Source organism: Neorhizobium galegae, from assembly GCF_021391675.1.
Lineage (GTDB): Bacteria > Pseudomonadota > Alphaproteobacteria > Rhizobiales > Rhizobiaceae > Neorhizobium > Neorhizobium galegae_B.
Map to the genome: position 1 here is coordinate 354,999 of NZ_CP090095.1, position 19,661 is coordinate 374,659.

A 19,661-nucleotide genomic window follows, 5' to 3' on the forward strand; every position below is an offset into this window, starting at 1 on the left:
TCGATATCGGGACCCTGCTCCTATTGCCAAGCAGCGATCGGAGTTCATTTGCCTCCTTCAGTCTGGGAGGATCTGCCGTTGGAATATCGTTTCCTGATCGTCGAAGACAGTTTGCTGGTCGCGATGGATATCGAAGACGCCATCCATCGAAGCGGCCATGACGTCGTCGGAATAGCACCCGACATGACGGTGGCGCTGAACTATACCCGTGACACGGATATAGCCTTTGTAGATGTGCGCCTTGCCGACGGCGAGACCGGCCCCGAGATCGCCAAGGCGCTGGCGGAATACGGCATCGTGGTGATCATGATCACCGGCAATCCGGGGCTGGTGGCGGCGGGCGTCTCCGGGGTCCTCGGCGTAATGGCAAAACCGATGACCGACCAGGCTTCGATGGACCTCATCCAGTTCGCCGTCGATCGCAAGAATGGCCGGCCGGGCGTGCCGCCGGCGCGGCTGCGGCTCTTTCACTGAGGGCGGCCTGACTATCCGGCGGTTTAAATAACTTCTGCCCCAGATGACAGGGCCGGATATCCGCGCTATGGGATCGCCCCAGAGCGACAGCGGGTCATACATGCGTTACTTCATCACCGGGACGGCAGGCTTCATTGGTTTCCACTTGGCGCGACGCCTGCTGGAGGATGGGCACGAGGTTCTAGGCTTCGACGGGATGACGCCCTATTACAGCCTGCGCCTCAAGGAAGCCCGCAATGCCGGGCTCGCGCAATTCCCTGCCTTCCGCCCGGTCATAGGCATGCTGGAAGACAAATCGCTGCTCGACAAGTCGGTCGAGGACTTCAAGCCGGATGTGATGATCCACCTCGCCGCCCAGGCCGGTGTTCGCTACAGTCTTGAAAATCCCAAGGCCTATCTCGATTCCAATCTCATCGGCTCCTGGAATATCCTGGAGATTGCCCGCAATTACGGCGTCGGCCATCTGATGCTTGCTTCGACGTCGTCGGTCTACGGTGCCAACCCGGACGTTCCTTTCCGCGAAAGCGACCGCGCCGACGAACCCTTGACCTTCTATGCGGCGACCAAGAAGGCCTCGGAGTTGATGGCGCACAGCTACGCCCATCTCTACAAGGTGCCGATAACCGCCTTCCGCTTCTTCACGGTCTACGGTCCCTGGGGCCGGCCGGACATGGCGCTCTTCAAGTTCGTCAAGGCGATGATCGAGGATCGCGAGATCGAGATCTACGGCGAAGGCAAGATGAGCCGGGACTTCACCTATATCGACGACCTGGTGAATTCGATCATCGACCTGTCCAAGGTCTATCCCGGCGAGGACAATCGCGTCGCGGACATCGATACGCTCTCCCATCAGGCACCGTTCCGCGTCGTCAATATCGGCGGCGGCCAGCCATCGGGGCTCCTCGATTTCGTTGAAACCATCGAACGGATCATGGGGAAACCGGCCAAGCGCAAGATGCTGCCGATGCAGAAGGGCGATGTGCCGAGAACCTTCGCCAGCCCCGATCTTCTCGTCGCACTTACGGGCCGCAAGCCGGAGATCGGTCTGGAGGAAGGCGTCAAGGCCTTCGTTCAATGGTATCTCGACCACCGCCACGAGATCGACTGAGCCGCTTCCTGCCAAAAGGTGCATGCCGAGAACCGGCGCCGGAAAACACTGTAGCGGTCCTGACGACTCGGCTACTCGGCGCTTCATGCCTTAAACCAATGGCGCGGCGATCTCGAAGGATGCTCCCGACCTCAGTTCCGAGGAAACATACCATCCATCCCACTGCGAGAACTGCGGAAAAACGCGGGTGTAGCCGTTTCGCCGCAATAGTTCTTCGATACCCTTCTCGGTCTTGGAATTTTGCTCGACCGAAATGAGACTGAAACGTCGTCGGGAAAAATCGAAAGCGGAGAGGATATCGAGTTCGCTGCCTTCCGTATCGATGGAAATATAGTCGATCTCTCGCGGAGCGTCATATTTGTCGAGCAGATCGTTCAGAGAGATCGTCCTGATGTCGAGAGCGGTTCCGCCCTTGCGAACGTCGGCGAAGTGATCGCCGTCAGCGAAAGACGCGATCGCACTGAGCTCAGGATCGACGCCGTCCATGGCCAGAAACCTCACGACTTCTTCCGACTTGGAAGACACGCATAGATGTTCGATATGAACCATCCGGTTTCTCGCAAGTGCGGCATGCCAGACGGGATTTGGCTCCGCCAGGATTCCGCGCCAATTGAGTTCGTTCTCAAGCAACCACGTATTGCTGTTGATCAGTCCATTTGTCGCGCCGAACTCGACAAAGAACCCACCGCTCTTTTCCCCGAGCTCATAACAAACCCACAGATCCTGCAATATTTGCGCCTTGGATTTCCGGCGCCTCGCAATCGAGTATGCCATGAACGACAAGTCCTCGGATTGCAGCCAACCCGTCACCTCGGGGCGGTTTAGCCGCACGGCGTTGAATATTTTACTTTGAAGGGAAGGGTTGTGCAGCAGCGATCCGATGCTTCGCGCTGATGCAGACAACAGGATATTCCGGGGGCGCATGCGATACCCTTTCCACTATCGGCGGATAATCCGCCAGTCTCAGAGCTGCACAGAAAGTAGCCTGACAGGCTGCCTTTAACTTACGAAAGCCTCAGCCGCGCCCGAACTCGTCGACGATGCGGATGATGTCGTCCTCGCCGAGATAGGAACCGGTCTGCACCTCGATCACTTCGAGCATGATCTTGCCCGGATTGGCGAGCCGGTGCACTTCGCCCTGCGGAATATAGATGGACTCGTTTTCCCTGACGATCCGGGTTTCCTCGCCGATCGTCACTTCCGCTGTGCCCTTGACGCAGATCCAGTGCTCCGAGCGGTGGTGATGTTTCTGCAGCGAGAGCTTCTTGCCGGGCGTCACGAACAGCCGCTTCACCTGGAAACGATCGCCGTTGAGCACCGACGTATAGCCACCCCAGGGACGATAGGAGGTCGGATGGGTTTCGGTCAGTGCTGCGGTCGCTTTGGCCGCGGCGAGCTGCTTGACGATCTTGCCGACATCCTGGCTGTCTTCCAGCCGGCCGATATAGACGGCGTCCTCGCTGGCGATGACGGCGACGCCATCCAGGCCCTGAACGGCGAGATGGCTGGTGCGAGACATGACGAGCGAGTTCCTGGTGTTGATCAGCGTCGTCTTGCCGGAGGTGACGTTGCCGGCCTCGTCGCGGGCGCCGAGCTTCCAGACGGCGTCCCAGCTTCCGAGATCGGACCAGGTGAACGATGAGGGCACGACCGCCGCGTTGGAGGTCTTCTCCATCAGCGCGTAGTCGACGGAGATATCCGGGCTTGCGGCAAATTCCTGCGTGTCGAGGCGGGTGAAATCGAGATCGTTCGAAGCCTTGGCAAGTGCGGCGCGCGCGGCCGCCTCGACCTCGGGCGCGAAGGTGGAAAGTTCGCTCAGCACCTGCCCGGCCTTGAACATGAAGATGCCGGAGTTCCAGGCAAAGCCACCGGCCGACAGCATCTTCTCCGCCTCGGCCAATACCGGCTTTTCGACGAAACGCTTGACCTTGCAGGCGCCGGCTGGCAGCGCCTCGCCAATCTCGATGTAACCATAACCGGTGGCGGGCTCCGTCGGCGCGATGCCGAAGGTCACGAGCTTGCCGGAAAGGGCCGTCTCTTTGGCGATGCGGATCGCCTCGAAATAACCGGCATCCGCGGTGATCTCGTGATCCGAGGCCAGCACCTGCAGGACGGCGTCCTCGCCGAACCGGCTCTCGACGAAGGCGGCAGCGGCTGCGACGGCCGGGGCCGTGTTGCGGGCGACGGGCTCGAGCAGGATGCCGGAAAGCTTGATGCCGAGTTCGCGCGCCTGTTCGGCGACAAGGAACCGGAAATCCTCGTTGGTGATGACGACGGGAGCCTCATAGAGCTTCTGGTCCGAAACGCGCGACAGCGTCGCCTGGAACAGCGTCTGGTCGCCGATGAACTGGATGAACTGCTTCGGCGCACTGGCGCGCGACAGCGGCCAGAGCCGCGTGCCCTTGCCGCCGGCCATGATGACGGGGATGATCTTGCTATTCATTCCAATATCTCCGGCAATTCTCGTCCAAAATTATCGTTCTAGCTTTGAAGCCCAGGCGCGGATGAGGTTCAACCCCTCATGCAACAAGGCCTTCGCCTTGTCTTCCGTCCCGGCTTCCACGTAACAGCGCATTTCCGGTGCGTTGCCCGATGGCCGGAAATGCACGATGCGCCCGTCTGCGAGCGTCACCCGCAGGCCATCGATATCGCTTTTGGCGGCGACTGTCGAAATCGGCGCAAGGAAGGCTGCAAGATTGTCGTCGGATTGCCTGAGATAGGCCATCAGCGCGGCACTGGTCTCGACCGGGAAATTTTCGAGCCGATCGGCCGCCGCAAACGGGAGGCGGAAACCGGCGGCCACTTGCGACAGGGGCTTCTTTTCACGGGCAGCGAGGACAAGCGTCGCCAGCACCGGCAGGAAACTGTCGCGGGTCGGAAGCGATAAGAGCGTGCCCGTGCTGGTTTCGAAAGGTGACGCGGTCAGAAGCCCGCCATTCGCCTCGAAACCCATGACGCCCGTCTTGCCGGCTTCGAGTGCTGCGAGCATGCCGGAGATGACGAACGGCGATCCGACCTTGGTGCGAACCACTTCGAAATCACCAGCGGCCTCGATGCCCGAATTGGAGGTGACGGGGGTCACGACGACCCGCGCTTTCAGGAACTTTGCCGCGATCAGGCCTAGAAGGTCGCCGCGAAGCGGTTCTCCCGTTTCGTCGGAAACCAGCGGCCGGTCGCCGTCGCCATCGGCAGAGACGATCGCGTCGAGCCCATGTTCGCGCGCCCAGCCCTTGAGGAGGTCGATCGTCTCGATCGAGACCGCTTCCGTGTCGACCGGAATGAATTCTTCGGAGCGGCCGAGCGGTACGGCGTCTGCGCCATAACCTTCGAGAACCTGGACCATAAGATCCCGGGCGACCGTCGAATGCTGGTAGACGCCGACCTTGAGACCGGCGAGCGCTCTCTCCGGGAGCATGGTCGCATTGCGGGCGAGGAACAGCGCCTCGGCTTGCGCCGAATGATCCGGCGCTTCGCCGGGCGTCGAATCGATCTCGCTTCTGTCCAGTTCGGCGGCGATCGCGGTGATCCGCATCTCGTCCTGTTTGTCGATCTCCCCATCCGGTCGGTAGAACTTGATGCCGTTGCGGTCCGCGGGGATGTGCGAGCCGGTGATCATCAGCGATGCGGCCTTGAGCTGAAGTCCGTAGAGCGCCAGCGCCGGCGTCGGCACCGCGCCGCAGTCGATCGGCGAAAGGCCGGCGCGCTTCAGCGCTCCGATGCAGGTGGCGGCAATGTCGGGGCTAGACGGGCGGGAATCGCGGCCGACCAGCACCGCATCACCCGGCCGGGCAGCACCCGTTTCCAGGAGATGCCGGGCAAAGGCCTGGGTGTAGAGGGATGATGCTCGGCCCTCCAGGTCACTCACAAGGCCCCGAAGGCCGCTCGTTCCGAACTTCATGCGATATCCATCAAGGAGACTCCAAGGATGATCGTCCTAGTTCATTTCCTATGAAGATAAAGTTGAAATTGGCAATACCCCAAATCGGCGGTGTAGTGCCATAAGCTCTTTCCACAAAGCTTGGCGGGCCAGCCGAAATGATGTTATCCTTTACGGCATGATCAGGCCTTGTTCCGGATGTTTAGGCCCTGTTCTTGAGTTCGGCTGCTTCGGGTTCGAAGCTTGGGAGAGCCGTCATGGAAGCGAATATCGTAAAGAGCGTCGCCTTCGTGGTACCGATTGCCGGCCTCGCGTTTCTCATGGCCGTGGGCGAGACGACCGAAGACCAGAGGTGCCCGGGAAGCCTCGCGTTCGAGAAGTCGCGCCAGCTCGTCCAACAACGCCCCGATATCGTCGATGTTGCCTGGGGCAATTTCCGCTGGATCGCCGATTGCCGGTTCTCCATGGGCGGCTATGCCGACATCAACACCGACAAGGGCCTGGACCGCAGGGATTTTGAACTCGTGGTCGCTTTCGATCCGCAACTGCGCCGTTGGCAGCAGGTCAGCTTTTCGATCTCCCAATAATGCAGAGTGCGCCGCGAACCAGCCGACCCCGACATGGCTTGCGGGGTCTGGCGGCTCGGAATCGATTTATCTGCAGACGCGCGTCGTCTTGGTGACCCACCGCCCGTGATGGCGGTATTCGACGCTCCGGACCCTGCAGTGCGGTCGGTAATGGTGCCTGGAATACTGCCGGTAGTACGGGCGATGGTAGCGATGGTAGCCCGGCCGATAGTGGTGTCCGGGCCGATATCCTCGATCGCCAATCGTTATGCTGAAACTATCGGCGAGGGTCGGGGCCGCGGTCGTGGTAAGACATCCTAGCCCGATGATGCAGGCGGCAATGAACTTTTTCATTTTCTCCTCCTTCGGATTGGCCGCTGGATTGGCGGTTTCCGGGAAGGTAGGCCGCGGAAAATGAACGAAGGCTGACGGCTGCGTTCATGTTCCGTGAGAGTTGCCGGCCGCGGCAGAGTTTTCCGGTGAAAACCCCGCCCCTATCGACAGCGCAAGGCCCTACGGCGCCGCCTGTCTCAAGCAGCCCGCTCCGATCTGGCGCGGGATTGCCCCCGATTGTCGATGCGGAACAGATTGACGATCTCGGCCAGTGCCTCCATTTCCCGGCTCGTCCTCTCGGTGGAGGCTGAAAGGTCACCAACGAGCCGGTTGCTATGGGCATTGAGCTCATCGAGATCTTTCATCGCGCTCGACAATTGCCGAAGGTTGGCACTTTGATTGTTGCTCTCGCTGGTTATCTGGCTGGAAAGCGAAGAGACGAATGCGATGGACGAGACGATCTGGGAAAACTGCTCGCTCGCCTGGCGGACCAGTTCTGCGCCTGCCTTCACCTCCGCCTGGCTTTTCTGAATGAGCGCTTTTACTTCGTTGGAAGCATTGGCAGTCGACTGGGCGAGAGAGCGCACCTCGGTTGCGACGACCGCGAATCCTCTCCCGCTTTCGCCGGCACGCGCAGCTTCGACACCTGCGTTGAGCGCCAGCAGGTTTGTTTGGAATGCGACATCCTCGATGACCCCGATGATTTCGGAGATCTTGCCGGAGGAGACGGTGATCTGCGCCATGGCGCTTTCCGCGCCGTTCATGACCTGGCTGCCGTTTTCAGCCATGTGGCTGGTATCCGAAATCACGCTGGTGGCCTCACCCGCACGCTTGGAGTTCTGGCCGACGGTTTCGGCAACAGCGTTTGTTGTCACAGCCGTTGTCTGAAGCATCGACGACTGACGTGTAGACCGCCCGTTCAATTCGGTGGTTCCACGCAGAATCTCGTCGCTGGATGCCGAGACGGACGCGCAAGCGTCGGCCAGGCGTGACACGACCGCCGAGAGGCGGCTCGTTACGGCGTTCGCATTGTTCTGAAGCTCGGCAAATGCGCCTTTGTGGACACCTTCGAACCGGATCGTCAGGTCGGCATTGGCAAGTGCATCCAGGACGCGGCTGGTTTCGTTGAGCCCGCCTTCGAAGCTCGATATCAGCGTATTGAGGCTCTGAGCCAGCTCGTGATGTTCGGGACGGTCGAATGGACCGTTGACGCGACCGGAGAAATCGCCCTCGGTGGCCTTGTTGACAACGCCGCGCACCTGGCTCTGCAGCAGCCTGGCTTCCGCCGAGACATTTGCGAGACTGGCGGTCTGGGATTGCGCGTCCTTCTCCAAGGTATCACGCATTCGGGCATTTTCACGGAATACGGCCAGGGCATCGATCATGGCGCGAATTTCCTTGGCGCCCCGACGTTTTGGCACGACGACCTCGATGTTGCCGCCCGCAAGCAGCTTCATAGACGCGGTGATCCGCACGATCGGACCGGCAATCCGCTGGGCGACGAACAGCAGAATGACGATGCCCACCACCGCGAGTGCGGCGGCGGTCGTCAGTTCGTTGCGTATCTCGGTCTCAAGCGTGTCGCCGGCTGACGCAACCCTGTCGGATGCTGCCTTGTCCACAACCGTGTTGATGTCGAGGATCTTTGCCAATATGGCCGTGCGCGAGCGGGTAAGCTGCTCGGCCGTCGGAATAGCGTTCGAGTGATCGAGTCCGAGCATGATACGCACATTGCTGCGCCATGCAGCATGCAGTTCGGTGAGATTTTTGACGTTGTCGGAAACGGCAGGCGACAGCGAATTGCGGTTGAACTCGGCAAGCGTCGTCTCCAAGGCGCCATTTGTCGTGTCAAACCGCTTTTTGACCTCTTCGACCGAAACAAACGTCGTCATCGCCAGGAGATTTGCGACCACGCCTGACACGTTCTCGAACTGTGCTCCGGTCCTTGCAGCCAGCGTCTTGGCGGCGATTGCGTCTTGCACGACGCGTTCCACCTGCGCCTGGCCGTCGATCGCCTGCGATCCGACGAGAGCGGCAGCACCCAGGCCCGCGAGAATGGAGAGAATGAGGGGAAGAAGGATTTGGAATCGGACTGAAAGTGCCATGGTGTGCTACTCAGTTTGGTAAGGTCGGCAGGAGCAAATCCTGCTGCTCGGGAGTGAGGGTCTTCAGGAAAGCGATCAGGTCTTCCCGCTCGTGATCGGTCACGAAAAATGGGGATATGTGATCCGAGCGTGACGGACTTTCGGCACCGCCGCTTTCGTAGTGGGCAATCACGTCCTCCATGGTCGCCAGGCTGCCGTTATGCATATAGGGCCCTCGATAAAGAGTGTTGCGAAGACTGGGCGTCTTGAAAGCGTACAGGGCCTTGGGATTGTTCGGTTCCAGCTTGCCGCGCCCTATGTCGCTTGTGACCAGTCCCGTATTGTGAAACTTGTGGTCGGTGAAATTCCAACCTGTGTGACAAACCGAGCAATTTGCTTTGCCGGTGAAAAGTTCAAACCCGCGCTTGGCGCTGTCCGAGACCGCGGCCTGGTCGCCGTCCACCCAGCGATCGAACGGCGACCACGCGGAGACAACGGTGCGTTCATAGGTCGCGATCGCCGCCAACAGGGTCTCCTGCGTCGCGCCCTTGTCCGGGAATATCTGCTTGAACCAGTTGTCGTAGTCGGAAATGTCTCGCAGATCGGCGACAATCTGGTCAAGCTTGCCGTTCATCTCCGCGGGTGCCGTGATTGGTCCTGCGGCTTGCGCCTCGAGCGTTGGCGCACGACCATCCCAGAACAGGGAAGTGGTCCACGCAACGTTCAGAATTGTCGGTGCCTGCCGGGACAGATGTGTGTTGGCTGCACCCACCGGCGTCTTGACGGGCACCTCGAACCCGAAGGACGGATTGTGGCAGCTGGCGCAGTTCATGTTTTTCGCGCCCGACAGCCGCGGATCGAAAAACAACATCTTTCCGAGCGTCGCCAACTGCAACGAATAGGGCGTCACCTTGTCGAAGGGAATCGCGAGAGGCCGCTTGAAATCGGCAAGATTGCCAGCTGTCGCGCCTTGGAATGACACGGCTGCGAAGAGGGCGATGCAGAGAACCGAAAGGCGCATGGCTGAATTATCCAGAAGGTGAACTTAGCGCTCGAAGACCGGACTAGCTTGGGTTGAGTCATCCGGTTGTCGTCTGGAAGGAAAGTAACCAGAAAGAGTAAAATATTTGCATAACGAATTTCTAACTCAACCTATTATTGAAAAATTGGCAAATGATAAGAAGCGGCTTCAACACCGCGTTCGTGTCGGGCGGGTCGTTGAAGAGCCTGACATGCCTTGGTTCGACGGCATCGCGCGATGCGCGTTCTTGCGTCTTTGTCCTCCATCTCCGAATGGCGATACGGCTGCAGGCACACAACCGATGCCGGCGGGATCGAATGATTCCTGGAAATTTCGCGATGGTTCCGAGGAATGAGGCCGCTGTTCGGCCCGAACACCATCTGAGCGGGGATGCGGGGCAATCGAGGGATTAGCCCTGCCAGAAAATATTCAGCAGAAAAAGCTATTTAAGAAGCCAATGGCGGACAAGGTGGGATTCGAACCCACGGTACGCTTTCACGCACACACGCGTTCCAGGCGTGCGCCTTAAACCACTCGGCCACCTGTCCTTGGTTGCTTTGCGTCGTCTGAGAAGCAAAGCGTTGGAACGGCCGCGATATATACCGATCAATTCCCCGGGATCAACCCGAATCTGAACGTTTTTTGACAGTGGGCGGGAAAACTCGGTTGGCCGCGTTGCCAAGCTTCGGCGCGCGGACTATTTCTTCTGCCATAAACGCCGTCGTGCTGCAGGCGGCGCGACCGTGATCAACGACGCGGGCTTGTTCGGAATGGCAGTCATACGGTTCGTTTTCCATCTGCTCAGCGGGCTTGCGCTGGTTGCTGCGATCGTTGCCGGCACGCTGGATTCGATCCAGTCCGTGTCATCCTCGTCGGTGGTGCTGACCAGCCTTGGCAACGCCTGGCTCAATCTTGATCCCGAAAGCCTGACGCTCGCGGAATTCGTCGTGAGCACATACCTCAGTCAGGATATCTGGCGGCCCTTCGTGACACCGTTGCTGGCGCAGCCGGCATTCGTGGTGTTTCTGGCAATCGCCCTGATCTTCTGGATGGCCGGATACAGCAGGCCGCATTTTGCGGGGCGGTTTTCCGCCTGAAGAGGCTGGTCGTGTCAATTCCCCCGAGGTCGCGCCTAAAGCCGCGTGTTTGTGCAGTTTTTCCACAGCATTGTCGAAGTTTTCAGCAGGTTCGTTGTTTTTTACCAGTTGAAAAAAATCTCGTGAATTTTTCCGAAACCCGTGCAAGAGTGACCGAAGCCAGACCCTTGAAGAAAAAGGGCCGGTGGCCGCAGACATGCCCGGAGAACGGGATTGCGGGGGGACCTAACAGCTAAAAAACAGGGCTGCACGATGAAGAAAACCCTTTTGAGCCTCATTGCCATGGCTGCCATGTCGGCAACCGCGCTTGCCGCGGATATCAAGCCGGCGCTGGTCTATGGCACGGGCGGCAAGTTCGACAAATCCTTCAACGAAGCCGCTTCCGTCGGCGCCGAAAGGTTCAAGAAGGAAACGGGGATCGACTTCCGGGATTTCGAACCGACTAGCGACACCCAGGGCGAGCAGGCTATCCGCAACTTCGCAAGCCGCGGCTTCAACCCGGTGGTCGCCGTATCGTTCGCCTGGACCTCGGCCATGGAAAAGGTCGCGGCCGAGTTCCCGGACACCAAGTTCGCGATCGTCGATTCCGTCGTCAACCTGAAGAACGTCCGCTCTATCCTCTATAAGGAGGAAGAAGGTTCCTACCTCGTCGGCCTTCTCGCCGGCATGGCGTCGAAGACCGGCAAGGTCGGTTTCGTTGGCGGCATGGATATCCCGCTGATCCGCAAGTTCGGCTGCGGTTATGTCCAGGGCGTCAAGGCGGCCAAGCCCGATGCGCAGGTCTTCCAGAACATGACCGGCACGACCGGTGCTGCCTGGAACGATCCGGTCCGTGGCGGCGAACTCACCAAGAACCAGATCGATCAGGGCGCCGACGTCGTTTACGCGGCTGCCGGCGCAACCGGCCTCGGCGTGCTGCAGACCGCTGCTGACAACAAGAAGCTGTCGATCGGCGTCGATTCCAACCAGAACCACCTGCATCCGGGTTCGGTTCTGACGTCGATGGTCAAGCGCGTCGATCTCGCCGTCTACAATGCCTTCAAGGACACCAAGGAAGACAAGTTCACGGCCGGCATCCAGGCTCTCGGCGTCAAGGAGGACGGCGTTGCCTACGCGCTCGACGACAACAACAAGGCACTGATCACGCCTGAAATGAAGACCGCTGTTGAAAAGGCCAAGGCCGACATCATCGCCGGCACCATCAAGGTGCACGACTACATGTCGAACAAAGCCTGCAACAAGTAAGGTCGGGTTTTGAGGGGCGCAGGGCGGTGATGATCGCCACGCGCCCTTTTTGCATATCAGGCGGAAGGGCGAACCATTGAGCCTCGATTCTCCGAAGGAGCCCGCGATCGAGCTTGTCGGCATCGACAAGAAATTCGGTACGGTACACGCGAACAAGAACATCAATCTGACGGTCGCCAAAGGTTCGATCCACGGTATCATCGGGGAGAATGGTGCCGGCAAATCGACCCTGATGTCGATCCTTTATGGCTTCTACCAGGCCGACCATGGGGAAATCCGCATTTCGGGAAAGCCGGTGACGATCCGGGATAGCCAGGCAGCGATCGCTGTGGGCATCGGCATGGTGCATCAGCACTTCATGCTGGTCGAGAATTTCACCGTGCTGGAAAACGTCATGCTCGGCGCCGAAGGCGGCCAGCTCCTCGCCAAGGGCGTTGCCAGCGCCCGCAAGGAACTGAAGCGGCTGGAGGATGATTACGGCCTCGAGGTCGATCCGGATGCGGTCATCGAGGAACTGCCGGTCGGCAGCCAGCAGCGCGTCGAAATCTTGAAGGCGCTTTATCGCGGCGCCGACATCCTCATTCTTGACGAGCCGACCGGAGTGCTGACCCCGCCGGAGGCCGATCATCTTTTCAAGGTCCTGCGCGTGCTGCGCGATCAGGGCAAGACGATCATCCTCATCACCCACAAGCTGCGCGAGATCATGGCGATCACCGACACGGTGTCCGTCATGCGCCGCGGCGAAATGGTCGCGACCCGCAAGACCGCCGAAACGACCGTCGAAGAGCTCGCCGAGCTGATGGTCGGCCGTCGCGTCCTGCTGCACGTCGAAAAGGGCACGGCCCATCCGGGAGCGGTCCTGATGTCGGTCAGGAACCTGACGGTCAAGGACAGCCGCGGCGTCACCATGGTCGATAACGTCTCCTTCGACGTGCGCGCCGGCGAGATCGTCGGCATCGCGGGCGTCGCCGGCAATGGCCAGTCGGAGCTCCTCGAAGCGATCGCCGGCATCCGCAAGCCGTCGTCCGGCGAGATCTTCATCGATGGCAAGCCCGTCGCCGGTGTCGATCCGGCGGGCCTGCGCGATCTCGGGCTTGCGCATATCCCCGAAGACCGCCACCACATGGGCCTGGTCCTGAAATTCGAGGAATACGAAAACTCGATCCTCGGTTATCACCGCGATCCCAGATACGGCCGCGGCCCGTTGCTGGATATCGACGCGATGAGGAAGGATGCCGAGGAGAAGATCGTCAAATACGACATCCGCCCGCCGAACCCGCGGTTGCGGACCGCCAATTTCTCGGGCGGCAACCAGCAGAAGATCGTCGTGGCGCGCGAGATAGAGCGCGATCCGAAAATGCTGATCATCGGTCAGCCGACCCGCGGCGTCGATATCGGCGCCATCGAATTCATCCACAAGCGGATTATCGAGATGCGCGATGCCGGCAAGGCGGTGCTGCTGGTCTCGGTGGAGCTCGATGAGATCCGCTCGCTCTCCGACCGCATCCTGGTGATGTTCGCTGGCAAGATCGTCGGCGAAAAGTCGAGCGAGGCGGGCGAACAGACGCTGGGCCTGATGATGGCCGGGATCGCCGCATGATGCCTGGAGCAATGACGCTTGAAGCAATGACCCATCCGGAGCATGGAATGATTGAATTTTCGGCGGCAGCACGGCGGACGAGGGCAGGGGCATGAGCACCGCATCCGTTCCGCTTCCCGCCTGGATCAATTACGGCCTCATTCCGCTGCTCAATCTCGTCCTGGCCTTCTTCTTTTCCGGCCTGGTCGTCTGGGCGATCGGCGAAAGCCCGTTCGAGGCGCTGCAGCTGCTGTTGATCGGCGCGCTCGGCCGTGGCGAGGGCATCGGTTTCACGCTGTTCTACACGACGAGCTTCATCTTCACCGGCCTTTCGGTGGCGGTCGCGATCCATGCCGGCCTGTTCAACATCGGTTCGGAAGGCCAGGCCTATCTCGGCGGTCTTGGCGCCGCGCTGGTGGCGCTCGCCATGGACCGCTATGTGCCCTGGTATGTCACCATGCCTTTCGCGGTGATCGGCGCTGCGCTGTTCGGTGCGGCCTGTGCCGCCATTCCCGCCTGGCTGCAGGCCAAGCGCGGCAGCCATATCGTCATCACCACCATCATGTTCAATTTCATCGTCTCGTCGCTGATGAACTACATGCTGGTGCGCCTGCTGATCGTGCCTGGCAAGATGGCGCCGGAAACCCGCACCTTCCTGCCCGGCGGCCAGCTTCCCAAGCTCGACTGGCTGATCGCCGCGTTCGGTGGCAAGATCGGCGCAGCCCCGCTCAATTTCTCCTTCCTGATCGCGCTGATCATGTGCTTCCTGGTCTGGGTACTGATCTGGCGCACGAAACTCGGTTATGAAATGCGCACGCTCGGCATTAGCCCGACGGCTGCGAGTTACGCCGGCGTCCGCTATTCCAAGATCGTCATGATCACCATGCTGATCTCCGGCGGCCTTGCCGGCATGATGGCGCTGAACCCGGTGATGGGCGCTTCCGCCCGCCTGCAGATCGAATTCGTCGGGGGCGCCGGCTTCGTCGGCATCGCCGTCTCGCTGATGGGCCGTAATCATCCGGCAGGCATCATCCTGGCGGCGCTCCTCTTCGGCATTCTCTATCAGGGCGGGGCCGAACTCTCCTTCGACATGCCGGGCATCACCCGCGACATGATCGTCGTCATCCAGGGCATGGTGATCCTGTTCGCCGGTGCGCTGGAATACATGCTGCGCCCGTCCATCGTCCGGCTCTACCAGCAGCTCACCGGGAAGTAGGCTCATGGATTATTTCGATATTTTCATCAGCATTCTCGGCTCGGCGGTTCGCCTTTCGATCCCGCTTCTGTTCACGGCGCTTGCCGGCCTCTTTTCGGAACGCGCCGGCATTTTCGATATCGGCCTGGAAGGCAAGATGCTGGCCTCCGCCTTCGCGGCAGCCTGCGTCGCCTACTGGACCGGCAATGCCTGGTTCGGCCTGCTCGGCGGCATCGGTGTGTCGATCGTATTTTCCTTCGTGCACGGCTTTGCCTCGATCACCAACCGCGGTAACCAGATCGTCTCCGGCGTGGCGCTGAACTTCGTTGCCGCCGGTCTGACGATCGTGCTCGGCCAGGCCTGGTTCAGGCAGGGCGGGCGCACGGGGCAGGTGCCGCCCGAGGGCCGCTTCTCTTCCATCGTCCTGCCGGGCGCCGACATGATGCGCGATGTGCCGATCATCGGCCCGCTTTATGTCAACGTGATCTCCGGCAACAACATCCTCACCTATATCGCCTTCCTGATGGTGCCGATCTCCTGGTGGGTTCTCTACCGCACCCGTTTCGGCTTGCGTCTGCGCGCCGTGGGTGAAAATCCGGGTGCGGTGGATACCGCCGGCATTTCGGTTGCGTGGATGCGCTATCGCTCGCTGATCGTCGCCGGATTCCTCTGCGGTTTCGCAGGCACCTACCTGTCGATCGCCCAATCGGCCGCCTTCATCAACAACATGTCGGCCGGCAAGGGGTATATCGCGCTCGCGGCGCTGATCTTCGCCAAGTGGAAGCCGGTGCCGGTCATGCTCGCCTGCCTGCTCTTCGGTTTCCTCGATGCGTTCGCCAATTTCATGCAGGGCAAGTCACTGCCGCTGATCGGCGAAGTGCCGGTACAGATTTTCCAGGCGCTGCCCTATATCCTCACCTGCGTATTGCTCGCCGGTTTCATCGGCGCCGCTCGTCCGCCCAAGGCCGGCGGCGTGCCCTATACCAAGGAGCGTTGATAAGATGTCCCACGACCTTTTCGAAGCCGCCCGCGACGCGATGGCCAAGGCTCACGCCCCCTACTCGAAATTTCCGGTGGGCGTGGCGATCCGCGCCGATGACGGCAAGGTCTATCTTGGCGCGAATATCGAGAACATCTCCTTCCCTCAGGGGTGGTGCGCCGAGCCGACGGCGATCGGCGCAATGATCATGGGCGGGGGAAAGAAGATCGTCGAACTGGCGGTGATCGCCGAAAAGCTGGCGCTCTGCTCGCCCTGCGGCGGCTGCCGGCAAAAGATCGCCGAGTTCGCCTCCGCCGATACCCGCATCTATCTCTGCGACGATCTCGGCGTGCAGAAGACCGTCACCATGACGGAGCTCCTGCCTTTTGCTTTCGAAACCGACGTGATCGGCTGAGGCGATGGACATGAGGCAAGTCATCGACCTGCTCGTCAATCGCCTGAACGGCCTGATGCCGCGCCACGCGATCGTGCTCGGCTCCGGCCTCGGTTCGCTGGTGGACCAGGTAACGGAGGCTGTCCGCATCCCTTATGGCGCGCTGGAGGGCTTTCCTGTGAGCGGCGTCACGGGCCATGCGGGCGAGATCGTCGCCGGTCATCTCGGAGCGGAGCCGGTCATCATGCTGTCCGGCCGCGCCCATTATTACGAACACGGCGACGCCAAGGTGATGCGCTTTCCGATCGAGGTGATGAAGGGCCTCGGAGTCCAGTCGCTGATCCTCACCAACTCGGCAGGCTCTCTCAGGGAAGATATGCCGCCAGGCTCGGTGATGCAGATTTCCGACCACATCAACTATTCCGGCATGAACCCGCTGATCGGCGAGGAAGGCGACGGGCGTTTTGTCGGCATGACCACCGCCTATGATGCGGACCTCGCGCTCGACATGCGCAATGCGGCGATCCGTTGCGGCGTGCCGCTGTTTTCCGGGGTCTATATGTGGTTCTCCGGACCGAGCTTCGAGACGCCGGCGGAAATCCGCATGGCGCGCACGCTTGGCGCCGACGCGGTCGGTATGTCGACGGTACCGGAAGTCATCCTCGCGCGCTATTTCGGGCTCAAGGTCGCAGCCGCGTCGGTCATCACCAATTTCGGCGCAGGCATGACCGGTGCGGAGCTCAGCCACGCGGAAACCAAGGACATGGCCCCCGTCGGAGGGCAGCGACTGGCGGCTATTCTGAAAGAAATGTTGGCCTGATTACACGATGTATTTCAAGCGGATACGTCCCGTGGGGTTATGCGTTGCCCGGGTGTGGCTTGCATCTAATCGTTTGAACGATAAATATGGGCGAGCCGCATGACCCAGAAATCGAACAGATTTTGACCGGACCTGCGTCGCTTTTGAATTTACCGCGTCCCCGGCGCGCCATCGGCGCACGGTGCGGTAAGCAAGCCGGGGAGGCACTTCGACATGGAACTCCTGAGCCCGCGTGAGGCGGCAGCCTTCGCGCTATCGCTTCTCGACCTGACGAACCTGCGCGACGACTGCGACAACGCCGCGATCGAGAAACTGTGCCTGCGGTCGCAGACGCCCTATGGCAATACGGCGGCAATCTGCATCTGGCCGCGTTTCGTCGCCCATGCCCGCCAGATCTTAGGCCCCGAACATCCGGTCCGCATCGCGACCGTCGTGAATTTTCCGTCGGGTGATCTGGCCGTCGCGACCGTGATCGAAGAGACGCGGCTGGCGATCGAGGACGGTGCCGACGAGATCGACGTGGTCATTCCCTATCGCAAGCTGCTCGCGGGCCACGAGGCCGCGGTGACCGAAATGGTCGAGGCGGTCCGCGCAGCCTGCCCCGATGCGTGCCTGAAGGTGATCCTGGAGACGGGCGAACTCAAGGACAGCGCGCTGATCCGCCGCGGTTCCGAACTGGCGATTGCCGCCGGCGCCGATTTCATCAAGACATCGACCGGTAAGGTCGCCGTCAACGCGACGCTCGAAGCGGCCGATATCATGCTGCAGGCGATCCGGGATTCGAAAAAGCGGGTCGGCTTCAAGCCTGCCGGCGGGATATCGACTGTCGTCGACGCCGATCTCTACTTCCGGCTTGCCGAAACGATCATGGCTCCGAACTGGATCATGCCGTCCACTTTCCGCTTCGGCGCATCCAGCCTGCTTGACGATATTCTCGGCGTGCTGAGTGGCGGCACCACTGTCCGCGCATCAAGCGGCTACTGACAGGATGATCCCGCAGGAGATCATCCGTCGCAAACGCGACGGAAAAGTCCTCGCCGGCGACGAGATCGCGGCCTTCATTGCGGCCCTGACAAGCGAGGAAATCTCCGAGGGACAGGCGGCTGCCTTCGCCATGGCTGTCTTCTTTCGGGGCATGTCCCGCGATGAGACAGTGGCGCTCACTCTCGCGATGCGTGATTCCGGGACAGTGCTGAATTGGGACAGTCTTGGTCGGCCGGTGGCGGACAAACACTCGACCGGCGGCGTCGGCGACAATGTCTCGCTGATGCTTGCCCCGATCGCGGCGGCTTGCGGCCTTGCTGTTCCGATGATTTCCGGCCGCGGGCTTGGCCATACCGGCGGCACGCTCGACAAGCTGCAGTCGATCCCGGGTTACAGCGTCATGCCGGACGAGGTTTTGTTCCGCAAAGTGGTAGACGAGGTTGGCTGTGCCATTATCGGACAGACGAGCGACCTCGCCCCCGCCGACCGCCGGCTCTACGGTATCCGCGATGTGACGGCCACCGTCGAATCCGTGCCGCTGATTACCGCCTCCATCCTCTCCAAGAAACTCGCGGCCGGGCTTGGCAGCCTCGTGCTGGACGTCAAGGTCGGCAACGGCGCCTTCATGGAGAGCTTAGGTGAGGCGGAGACGCTCGCCCGCTCGCTGGTCGAGGTGGCGAATGGAGCGGGCGTGAAGACGGCTGCGCTGCTGACCGACATGAATCAGCCGCTCGCCGATGCGGCCGGCAATGCGCTCGAAATCGTCAACTGTCTCGATTTCTTGGCTGGCCTGAAGGCCGGCACGCGGCTCGAAGCCGTCGTCCTGGCGGAGGCAGCGGAAATGCTGGTTCAGGCAGGTGTGGCGCGTGACCTGTCGGAAGCCGAGGAGAATGCGCGACTGGCCCTGAGCTCCGGCGAAGCGATGGAGCGTTTCGCCCGCATGGTCCATGCGCTCGGCGGACCAGTGGATTTCTGCGAGCGGCCGGATGCCTATCTGCAGAGCGCGCCGGTGCGGTTGCGTGTGCCGGCACCGCGGGATGGATACCTTGCCGCCTGCGAGACCCGCGCCCTCGGCCTGGCCGTGGTCGAACTCGGCGGGGGCCGCAAGCGCGCGGCGGATCCGATCGATCATCGTGTCGGCATCAATGAGCTTCTGCCGCTCGGGACGCAGGTGTCGGAAGGCGAGCCGATCGCCATGGTGCATGCGGCAAGCCGTGAAGATGCCGAGCGGATCGCCGAGGATATCGCCCGTTTCTATACGATCTCAGACGCTCCGCCCGCAGCCACGCCGGTGATCCTCAAGCGCATCGGCTGATCACTGGATCAGCTTCAGGTTCCCGCCTTCCACCTGGAAGGATTTCAGCTTCTTGAGAAAGCTCATGCCGACCAGGGTGCCGGTCAGCGCCTTGTCGCGCAGCACGAAGGCATCGACGTCCTTGACGCGCACGCCGCCGATCTCGATCCGGTCGAGGACCACATGCGCAGCCTCGGTGCCGCCATTGGCGGTATTGACCGTGTAGCGGAAATCCAGGCCGTTGGCGCTGTAGCCCAGCTTGCGCGCAGTGCTCTCGTTGATTGCCACCAGGGACGCCCCGGTATCGACGAGGCCCTCGACGGATTTGCCGTTCATCCGGAACGTGCCGTTGAAATGTCCGCGTCCATCCGCTTCCAGCGTCACGCTGCCGGACGTCACCGAGACAGGGGTCACCTTCGCGGGCGCTTCGACAGCGGCCATCGCCTCCGGCGGATGATCGGCACGCTGGATCATCGCCGGGATCTGTGTCGCCAGCAGCGCCGCAACGGCTGCGAAAATAACGGTGCGCAGGAGCATGAACAACCTCTCGGCATGAACCGGATATCCGCTTCCTGCATAGCGGAGAAATCATAAGAAAACGGCCCGCGAAA

The 19,661-nt window shown here is 61.0% G+C and carries 18 protein-coding genes and 1 tRNA gene; 12 read left to right on the top strand and 7 right to left on the bottom strand.

Features of this window, described 5'->3' with window-relative positions; genetic code table 11:
- Positions 1–78: 78 nt before the first annotated feature.
- Both LZK81_RS01700 and LZK81_RS01705 read left to right on the top strand, forming a co-directional pair.
- On the top strand, positions 79–474 hold the full coding sequence (locus LZK81_RS01700) for a response regulator (protein WP_037079848.1): 396 nt from the start codon (positions 79–81) through the stop codon (positions 472–474).
- 100 nt (positions 475–574) lie between these two features.
- Positions 575–1,582 (top strand): NAD-dependent epimerase/dehydratase family protein, encoded by a 1,008-nt coding sequence (locus LZK81_RS01705; protein ID WP_233956424.1) that lies wholly within the window; start codon positions 575–577, stop codon positions 1,580–1,582.
- A gap of 90 nt (positions 1,583–1,672) precedes the next feature.
- Here LZK81_RS01705 and LZK81_RS01710 read toward each other — a convergent pair whose 3' ends face one another.
- From LZK81_RS01710 to LZK81_RS01720, 3 genes are all read right to left on the bottom strand, one after another.
- On the bottom strand, positions 1,673–2,485 hold the full coding sequence (locus LZK81_RS01710) for an FkbM family methyltransferase (RefSeq protein WP_326491502.1): 813 nt from the start codon (positions 2,483–2,485) through the stop codon (positions 1,673–1,675).
- A gap of 112 nt (positions 2,486–2,597) precedes the next feature.
- On the bottom strand, positions 2,598–4,025 hold the full coding sequence (locus LZK81_RS01715; protein ID WP_233954998.1) for a mannose-1-phosphate guanylyltransferase/mannose-6-phosphate isomerase: 1,428 nt from the start codon (positions 4,023–4,025) through the stop codon (positions 2,598–2,600).
- Between the two features lie 30 nt (positions 4,026–4,055).
- On the bottom strand, positions 4,056–5,480 hold the full coding sequence (locus LZK81_RS01720; protein WP_233954999.1) for a phosphomannomutase: 1,425 nt from the start codon (positions 5,478–5,480) through the stop codon (positions 4,056–4,058).
- A gap of 236 nt (positions 5,481–5,716) precedes the next feature.
- Here LZK81_RS01720 and LZK81_RS01725 point away from each other — a divergent pair, with 236 nt between their 5' ends.
- Positions 5,717–6,046, top strand: coding sequence for a hypothetical protein (locus tag LZK81_RS01725; RefSeq protein WP_233955001.1), 330 nt, complete (start codon positions 5,717–5,719; stop codon positions 6,044–6,046).
- A gap of 509 nt (positions 6,047–6,555) precedes the next feature.
- Here the strand turns inward: LZK81_RS01725 and LZK81_RS01730 are convergent.
- From LZK81_RS01730 to LZK81_RS01740, 3 genes are all read right to left on the bottom strand, one after another.
- Positions 6,556–8,463: a methyl-accepting chemotaxis protein gene (locus LZK81_RS01730; RefSeq protein WP_233955002.1), complete on the bottom strand. Its 1,908-nt coding sequence runs from the start codon at positions 8,461–8,463 to the stop codon at positions 6,556–6,558.
- Between the two features lie 10 nt (positions 8,464–8,473).
- Positions 8,474–9,463 (bottom strand): cytochrome-c peroxidase, encoded by a 990-nt coding sequence (locus tag LZK81_RS01735; RefSeq protein WP_046625493.1) that lies wholly within the window; start codon positions 9,461–9,463, stop codon positions 8,474–8,476.
- A 458-nt stretch (positions 9,464–9,921) separates the two neighbouring features.
- Positions 9,922–10,011: transfer RNA gene (locus LZK81_RS01740), tRNA-Ser, on the bottom strand.
- A 195-nt stretch (positions 10,012–10,206) separates the two neighbouring features.
- On the opposite strand from LZK81_RS01740, the gene LZK81_RS01745 reads away from it, so the two are divergent.
- From LZK81_RS01745 to deoA, 9 genes are all read left to right on the top strand, one after another.
- Positions 10,207–10,560, top strand: a complete 354-nt coding sequence (locus LZK81_RS01745; RefSeq protein ID WP_233955003.1) for a hypothetical protein — start codon at positions 10,207–10,209, stop codon at positions 10,558–10,560.
- A gap of 252 nt (positions 10,561–10,812) precedes the next feature.
- Positions 10,813–11,805, top strand: a complete 993-nt coding sequence (locus LZK81_RS01750; RefSeq protein WP_046602960.1) for a BMP family lipoprotein — start codon at positions 10,813–10,815, stop codon at positions 11,803–11,805.
- 76 nt (positions 11,806–11,881) lie between these two features.
- Positions 11,882–13,405: an ABC transporter ATP-binding protein gene (locus tag LZK81_RS01755; RefSeq protein WP_233955004.1), complete on the top strand. Its 1,524-nt coding sequence runs from the start codon at positions 11,882–11,884 to the stop codon at positions 13,403–13,405.
- Positions 13,406–13,496: 91 nt separating this feature from the next.
- On the top strand, positions 13,497–14,600 hold the full coding sequence (locus LZK81_RS01760; RefSeq protein WP_233955005.1) for an ABC transporter permease: 1,104 nt from the start codon (positions 13,497–13,499) through the stop codon (positions 14,598–14,600).
- 4 nt (positions 14,601–14,604) lie between these two features.
- Positions 14,605–15,576: an ABC transporter permease gene (locus LZK81_RS01765; protein ID WP_046602963.1), complete on the top strand. Its 972-nt coding sequence runs from the start codon at positions 14,605–14,607 to the stop codon at positions 15,574–15,576.
- Between the two features lie 4 nt (positions 15,577–15,580).
- A complete protein-coding gene (locus LZK81_RS01770) occupies positions 15,581–15,973 on the top strand; it encodes a cytidine deaminase (protein WP_046602964.1) in 393 nt (130 codons plus the stop codon).
- A 10-nt stretch (positions 15,974–15,983) separates the two neighbouring features.
- Positions 15,984–16,772, top strand: coding sequence for a purine-nucleoside phosphorylase (locus tag LZK81_RS01775; protein WP_233955006.1), 789 nt, complete (start codon positions 15,984–15,986; stop codon positions 16,770–16,772).
- Positions 16,773–16,985: 213 nt separating this feature from the next.
- Positions 16,986–17,756, top strand: coding sequence for a deoxyribose-phosphate aldolase (gene deoC, locus LZK81_RS01780; protein ID WP_233955007.1), 771 nt, complete (start codon positions 16,986–16,988; stop codon positions 17,754–17,756).
- Positions 17,757–17,760: 4 nt separating this feature from the next.
- Positions 17,761–19,071 (top strand): thymidine phosphorylase, encoded by a 1,311-nt coding sequence (gene deoA / locus LZK81_RS01785; protein WP_233956425.1) that lies wholly within the window; start codon positions 17,761–17,763, stop codon positions 19,069–19,071.
- Here deoA and LZK81_RS01790 read toward each other — a convergent pair whose 3' ends face one another.
- Complete coding sequence (locus LZK81_RS01790; RefSeq protein WP_046609464.1) at positions 19,072–19,587, bottom strand: TIGR02281 family clan AA aspartic protease; 516 nt, start codon at positions 19,585–19,587, stop codon at positions 19,072–19,074.
- Positions 19,588–19,661 lie beyond the last annotated feature (74 nt).